Below are 4,649 nucleotides of genomic sequence, written 5' to 3'. Positions count from 1 at the left end.
CCCGGGCAAAGCCGCAGGATAGTGGCTAACGGCCCCCGACTGTCAAAAAGTCCGGCTCCCGCCTTGCGGAAACCGGACCTATCGGACACTTACATGGTCACATCTTTCTTGCCCGTCAGCTTGAAGAAGAGCAGCAGCGACAGGACGGTGATAACGGTAAGCAGCGTGGACAAGGCAGCGGCCACACCGTAATTCCCCCGGACAACCTCCGTATATACGGCTACGGTCATGGTTCGGGTCTGTCCGGTGTACAAAATAATCGAGGTGCTCAGCTCCGTAATAATGCTGATCCAGCTTAATATTGCGCCGGCGATTACACCCGGGAGCATCATCGGCACCGTAATCCGGAAGAAGGTCTTCATGGTGGACGCGCCCAGACTAATCGAGGCCTCCTCAATGCTGTCATTCACCTGATGCAGCACGGCGGCGCTGGAACGGATCGTGTAGGGCAAGCGCCGGATGACGAAGGCCGCGATCAATATGGCGGCCGTTCCGCTCAAGAGAACCGGCGGCTTGTTGAAGGTTACGAGAAGCGCGATGCCGAGGATCGAACCGGGCACAATGTACGGCATCATCGTGAAGGTATCCAATAGATTCGCGACAGCGCCCTTACGTTTCACCGTGGCATAGGCGATGAGAACAGCCGCAAGCGTAATGATGATGATTGTAATAATCGCCAGGAAGAAGGTATTGTAAATCGAATCGCCAACCTTGGTAAAGGCGGCGCGGTAGCTGTCAAGCGAATAGCCGTCCACGAAAATTTTGCCCGAGGTCTTGAGAAATGAAGTATACGCCACATAGATTTGCGGCATCATAGCCAGGATGGTGAACAGGTAGACATAGGCGTGGGCGGCAATATTCGCCAGCCCTTTCTTTGGCTTCGGCTCGATCGGGTTCAGCGCGCTCATGCTGTAGGACTTGCGGTTGGCGATATACTTTTGCAGCAGGAAGACCGCGGTCGTGAACAGAACGACGACAACGCTGATGGCAGCCGCGAAGCCGTCGTCGCCGCCAACCTCACTGATGAATTCGTTGAAGATCAGGACAGGCACCGTCCGGAAGCCCTCCCCGATCAGCATCGGCGTGCCGAAATCGGCGAATGCCCGCATGAACACGAGCAGGCCGCCCGCAAGCAGCGTTGGCGTGATGAGCGGCACGAGCACCTTCCACATTTTGCGAAGACCCGTGCAGTTCATGCTCTCCGCCGCTTCCATCAGGGAATGATCGACATTCTTCAGCGCGCCCGAGACATACATGAAGATCAGCGGCGACAGCTGCAGAGTCAGGACGAGCAGAATGCCGGTGAACCCGTAAATATCGGGCATGTGCAGCCCGAGCACCCGCTCGGCGAATTTGGTGATGACCCCGCTTCTGCCCAGCAGCAGAATCCACGCGTACGCCCCGATGAACGGTGCGGACATGGAAGAAATCAGGATCAGGACCTGGATTGCGGCGCTGCCTTTAATCTTTATGGTGGACATGATATACGCGAGCGGACCGGCAACGATAACCGATAACACCGTTACGCATACCGTCACCTTGAGGCTGTTCCACACGGCACTCATGTAATAGGCTTTGCTGAAAAATTTGTGGAAATAAGCGAGCGAGAATGCGCCCGTGGTCCCGTCAAAGAAGCTTTTAATCAGAATCATGAAGAGCGGCAAAGCCAGAAAGACAATATAACCCAGAAAAATAACAGCGGTAATCCATGACCATATATCTCTTCGCTTCATCGAATGGTTCATAAGCGCGTTCCCCTGGTCAGGTTGACTTCTCCCGATGCGTCATAGACGTTGATGGTCCGCGGATCAACCTTCAGTCTCACGGTCTCCCCCGGCTCCATCCGGCCGCTTCCGGCGGACGGCTGAATAATTTCAACCTCTTGCCCATTCTCCAGCTCCACCTTCAGGTGAGTGTTCAGACCGAGAAAAATGCTGCTCACGATCTTCCCTCCGAGACCGTGGCCGTCATCGGACAAAGCGAATTCCTCCGGCCGCACGGACAGCTTCACATTTTGCTCGGAACCACGCGCCATATCCGGCTTCAACCCGGGTATCCGCTCCGTGTAGCTGCCCCCGATACGCACGGCCGCCTCTCCGTCTTCGCCCGGGGACATCACCGCGTCCATAATATTGGTGCGCCCGATAAAGGTCGCCACGAACAGGTTGGCCGGACGCTGATAGATTTCCCGGGGCGTGCCCACATGCTGAATGACGCCGGATTTCATGACCGCAATCCGGTCCGAAACCGCCATCGCCTCCTCCTGATCATGCGTCACATATACGGTTGTAATCCCAACCTCCCGCTGAATCTCCTTGATCGCATTCCGCATATCAACCCGAAGCTGGGCATCCAGGTTGGACAGCGGCTCATCCATCAGCAGGACATCCGGGCGGATCACGATGGCTCTGGCCAGCGCCACACGCTGCTGCTGTCCGCCGGACAAATTCTTCGGCATCCGGTCCCGGTAAGGCTCGATTTGGACCACCTTCAGCATCTCCTGGACTCTCCGCGCTCTTTCCGCCTTGTCGGTCTTTCGGTTGGTAAGGCCGAACTCCACATTTTGCGAGACATTCAGATGGGGGAAGATCGCATAATTCTGAAATACCATGCCGATGTTCCGCTTGCCCGGAGCAACCTGGTTTATGACCCGGTCATTAAATGCAAGGCTGCCCCCTTCAATGCTGTTGAATCCCGCGATCATCCGCAGCAGGGTCGTCTTCCCACACCCCGAAGGGCCCAAAAGGGTGAAGAATTCGCCCTTTTGGATCTCCAGAGACAGCTCGGGGATTACTGTTGTATTGCCGTATTTCTTGACTATTTCACGAAATGAGATCGTAACGCTCATGTAAACACCCGCTTTGCTTGGATTACTTGGACAGGCTGGTGAACAGCTCCGTATATTTCTCAACAATGTCTTTCTTATGTTCGCTGACATAAGTAATGTCTTCTTCAATCACTTTAATCTGATCCATTGGCGTCATATAGCTTCCGAGCTGCGCGTCGGCTCTAAGCGGCCGGTTCGTTGTCTCCGTGCCGAGGGCGTCCTGCGCCTCCTTGGAGATCAGGAAGTCGATGAATTTCTTGGCGTTCTCCTCATGCTTCGCGCCCTTGACAATCCCGGCCACCCCGTCCAGGAACACCGTTCCCTCCGAAGGGTACACGACGCGGACCGGAGCCCCGTCTCTGACATAGCTTGCGGCCGGATCTTCATACGTCAGCGCCACGATATACTCGCCGTCGGCTACGCTCTTGTGCGCCTTGCTGGAGCTGCCGGCGATTTTGCCGTCCAGATTCTTGATCAGCTCACCGACATAATTCCATCCGGCGTCGGAGGTGTAGTCGTTGCCCTTGGCTTTCAGCATATTGGTCAGCTGGTGGAAGGCCGAGCTGGAGTTGGTCGGGTCCGCCATCGCGATCTTGCCTTTCAGCTCCGGCTTCAGCAGGTCCTCGTAGCTGTCGATTTTAATATCTCCGGCCAAGTTGGTGTTGACCAGCATTACACTGCCGTCGGAGACATAGGAAGTCATGATGCCTGTCGTGTTGCGGTGGCCTTCAAGCAAATACTGGTCATTAGGCGACACGTATTTCTCGAACAGATCGGCGTTCGCGTTGAACAGATCAAATGCGCCGCCGAACATCACGTCGGCATAGGCATTGCCTTTCTCCGACTGGATTCGTTTAATCAGCTCGCCGCTGCCCGCAGACACCAGCTCAACCGTAATCCCGGTCTGCTTCTCGAACATCGGAACCAGCGCGTTAATCATGCTTTCGCTGTTCGGCGTATAGACTACAAGCTTATTTGAACCGCTTGCTTCGTTTCCTTCCGAACCGGAATTTCCACAAGCTGCCAACACTCCGGCCAATAACGTAAGAATTACTGACAACCTCAACCACTTCATCATCCTTCTTGCCCCCTCATTTGGAATATACGTTCATTCTATCAGCCCCAAATTTGTTTAAAATCCTAAAATTCGATAATATCGTCTAAAATACGCAACTAACTTGTCGTATTATGTAGTATATCCTCACATAGCGTCCATTTTTCTGCAAATCAAAAAAAGCCCTCGATTCACGAGGGCTCAACAGTAACACTTTAAAATTAATTCATACCTCTTGAGTTAGAAATCGGTCGTGCTTGAAGCAGTTTTCCCAAAATATTGTCCATTAACGTTATATGACCCACCACTCCATTGAAGTATATAGTTTCCACCACGCATGCCTTGTGGGTAACCTTCCAGCCAGTTTCTCCAATCGAGATAATCGTTGGCAGGAATATCTTTACTAAAGTACACTTTACCGCTTTCTAAGTGCGTTAAGTTTACATGTACTGGGTGGCTACTAAAGTTATGCATATAAAGTTTAAGATGACTATATCCAGTATTTACATTAAAGAAATTTTGTACATTTGCTGTTCCATTATTTGCCGTATCACTCCAAGTATCATCTACCAGCATAGGGGTTATGATACTCTTTCCATCCAAAGATTTAGTAGATGTCGTATTTTCGCTCGGGCTTGCCACTACACCGGATTCAGAAGTATATGTACTCTCTTGAATTGTACTCGCTGTAGCCGCTACTGTCACACATGTTGCCAGAGCTAAAGTTGTAAGAAAAGCTCCTTTTTTCTTCATTCTTAATCCCCCACT

General features: G+C 52.5%; 4 protein-coding genes. All 4 read right to left on the bottom strand.

All coding sequences use genetic code 11. From position 1 onward, the window contains the following. Positions 1-89 precede the first annotated feature (89 nt). Positions 90-1,745 carry an ABC transporter permease gene (locus L692_RS0106290; protein ID WP_025698191.1) on the bottom strand — a complete coding sequence of 552 codons (1,656 nt, stop codon included), beginning with the start codon at positions 1,743-1,745 and terminating at the stop codon, positions 90-92. Beyond that, positions 1,742-2,848, bottom strand: a complete 1,107-nt coding sequence (locus tag L692_RS0106285; protein ID WP_025698189.1) for an ABC transporter ATP-binding protein — start codon at positions 2,846-2,848, stop codon at positions 1,742-1,744. Before L692_RS0106285 ends, L692_RS0106290 begins: the two co-directional genes overlap by 4 nt. A gap of 22 nt (positions 2,849-2,870) precedes the next feature. Next, entirely contained in the window at positions 2,871-3,905 is a 1,035-nt protein-coding gene (locus tag L692_RS0106280; protein ID WP_025698188.1) for an ABC transporter substrate-binding protein, read from the bottom strand. A 216-nt stretch (positions 3,906-4,121) separates the two neighbouring features. Then, on the bottom strand, positions 4,122-4,649 hold a 528-nt coding region (locus L692_RS31680; RefSeq protein ID WP_232238738.1), incomplete at its 5' end, for a hypothetical protein.

It is taken from the genome of Paenibacillus forsythiae T98 (assembly GCF_000520735.1).
Taxonomy (GTDB): domain Bacteria; phylum Bacillota; class Bacilli; order Paenibacillales; family Paenibacillaceae; genus Paenibacillus_AQ; species Paenibacillus_AQ forsythiae.
Note: the sequence above shows the minus strand (reverse complement) of the source record. Positions and strands in the feature narration are given on the sequence as shown.

Bases quoted from the DNA above. Each gene is read 5' to 3' on its own strand.
- L692_RS0106290 (WP_025698191.1), bottom strand. From the start codon at position 1,745: ATGAACCATTCGATGAAGCGAAGAGATATATGGTCATGGATTACCGCT.
- L692_RS0106285 (WP_025698189.1), bottom strand. From the start codon at position 2,848: ATGAGCGTTACGATCTCATTTCGTGAAATAGTCAAGAAATACGGCAAT.
- L692_RS0106280 (WP_025698188.1), bottom strand. From the start codon at position 3,905: ATGATGAAGTGGTTGAGGTTGTCAGTAATTCTTACGTTATTGGCCGGA.